Annotated in this window: 3 protein-coding genes; all 3 read left to right on the top strand. The window is 34.0% G+C overall.

All coding sequences use genetic code 11. The features are described from left to right. Positions 1 to 37 precede the first annotated feature (37 nt). Positions 38 to 577: a YfiT family bacillithiol transferase gene (locus P8H68_RS07710; RefSeq protein WP_300323100.1), complete on the top strand. Its 540-nt coding sequence runs from the start codon at positions 38 to 40 to the stop codon at positions 575 to 577. A gap of 5 nt (positions 578 to 582) precedes the next feature. Continuing rightward, positions 583 to 1,146, top strand: coding sequence for a pentapeptide repeat-containing protein (locus P8H68_RS07715; RefSeq protein ID WP_300323102.1), 564 nt, complete (start codon positions 583 to 585; stop codon positions 1,144 to 1,146). 17 nt (positions 1,147 to 1,163) lie between these two features. Beyond that, the coding region (locus tag P8H68_RS07720; RefSeq protein ID WP_300323104.1) for a penicillin acylase family protein at positions 1,164 to 2,481 on the top strand (1,318 nt) is incomplete at its 3' end.

Genomic DNA, 2,481 nt, shown 5'->3' on the forward strand with positions numbered 1-2,481 from the left:
CAGTTAAATTCAATCGTTGTTTTAAATAAAAAATAATATGAAAGAGCAGGAATTGTATAAATTAAGGTTTCCGATTGGAGAGTTTCATAAACCAGAAAATATATCTTCTAAACAGATAGAGGATTGGATTCTGGAAATAGAATTATTTCCGATTAGATTGAAAAATATTGTTGAAAACCTAAGTTCAGAGCAACTTAATTATAAATATCGTCCAGAAGGATGGACAATCAAACAGGTAGTTCATCACTGTGCTGACAGTCATATGAATTGCCTGATACGTATAAAGTTGGCATTGACTGAGGATGTACCTGCAATCCGACCATATTATGAAGATCGTTTTGCGGAATTGCCGGATTCTTTAGACGAGAATCTTGAGGATTCTTTGGTCTTGTTAAAAGGCTTACATGCTAAATTGGCCGGAGTGATGAAGGCATTATCAGCTTCAGAGTTGAAAAAAGAATATATGCATCCCGAACACGGTACAAAATTTTGTTTAGACGAGGTGATTGGTTCTTATGCTTGGCACTCGAATCATCATCTGGCACATATCAAACAAGCTTTGGAATTGAAATATTAATGCCAATGCAGTTTGATAAAAATTTTGAAAATATTGATTATTCCTTGCAAAGACTTCCTAAAGCTGAATATGATTCCTGCGTGTTTACAAATTGCAATTTTTCTGGGTCAAAAATATCTAATGCTGAATTTATTGAATGTCAGTTTGTAAATTGTAATTTAAGTAATGTTGAGGTAATTCATACATCATTTAAAGAAGTAAAGTTCGAAGAATGTAAAATAGTGGGAGTGGATTTTGGAGCCTGCAATCCTTTTTTATTGAATTTTTCTTTTGAAAACTGTCAGTTGAGTTATTCCGTGTTTTATCAGCTTGACATAAAGGATACTATCTTTAGAAATTGTAACTTAGAAGAAGTAGATTTTTCGGAGTCGATTTTAAGAAAAGCCCTATTTGATAATTGCGATTGTAAAAAAGCAGTTTTTGAAAACTCAAATCTAGAGGAGTCGGATTTTTATTCTTCTTTTCATTATTCGATCAACCCCGAAAAAAACAGGATTGCAAAAGCCAAATTTTCCAAAGAAGGAGTGTTGGGCTTGCTAGAAAAATATAATATATCCATTCGAGATTAATTTTTTAAACATACGATATGTCTTTATTAAAACGAATAGTATGGGCTTTGGGAGTTTTGGTACTATTACTGTGTATATTGATGTTTTCTTATTCGCAGTATCAAAAACCACAATATAATGGTACTCTAGATTTACCAGGGTTATCAGATGAAGTAAAGGTGTTTTATGATGATATGGGGGTTCCTCACATAGAAGCTTCCTCTCAAAAAGATGCTTATAAAGTTTTAGGTTATGTACATGCACAAGATAGATTGTGGCAGATGGAAGTTTTGAGGCGTGTTGCCGCCGGAAGATTGTCGGAATTGTTCGGTGATAAAACCATAGAAGTCGACCGTTTCTTTAAAAGTTTGGAAATTGAAGAAGCTGCGGAAGAGACGATACAAAATTTGGATACCACAAGTGTGAGTTTTGAGCTTACAAATGCTTATTTGGCTGGGATAAATGAGTATATAAAAAAAGGTAAAACTCCTTTTGAATTTCATGTATTAGGACTTGATAAAGAGCTGTATCAGATAAAGGATGTATATAATGTTTTTGGATATATGGCTTTTAGTTTTGCTATGGCGCATAAAACGGATCCGATGTTGTCTTCTCTGAAATCTAAACTTGGCGAGACTTACTTAAGGGATTTGCCAATTGAAATCGATACTACAAATATTAGTATTTTAGGAACAAATATTTCGCAGAACCATGAAAATTATGCGGCTGATATAACAACTGTTTTAAAGCAGTTACCTGTGCCAACTTTGGTTGGGTCAAATTCTTGGGTTGTGGGACCAGAGAAAACTAAAAATGGAAAAGTAATTTTTGAAAATGATCCTCATATTGGTTTTTCTCAACCGGCTGTTTGGTATCAGGCACATATAAAGACACCTGATTTTGAGAGTTACGGTTTTCATTTGGGACTTACTCCATTTCCAATGCTTGCTCATAATAGAGAGTATGCATTTGGTATTACGATGTTTGAAAATGACGATATCGATTTTTATGAAGAGACTCCTTCTTCTAAGGATAAATATAAGTATCTGTACAAAGGGAAGGAATTAGATTATAAAATATCGGAAAAGACGATACAGGTAAAAGGTGGAGATCCAGTTACTTTTAAACTGAGGAAAACGCTACATGGGCCTGTTATGAATGATTTAGTGGATCAGATAGAAAGTGATTACCCTGTGGCAATGGATTGGGTGTATACAAATCATGAAAATAATTTGCTCGAGGCTTGTTATCAAATGTCACATTCAAATTCAGTATTGGAATTTCAGAAGGCCATAAGTCTTATTCATGCGCCTGGTTTGAACATGATGTATGGGGATGCTAAAGGAAATATTGCAT

The sequence above is a fragment of the Flavicella sp. genome, assembly GCF_029238425.1.
Classification (GTDB): domain Bacteria; phylum Bacteroidota; class Bacteroidia; order Flavobacteriales; family Flavobacteriaceae; genus Flavicella.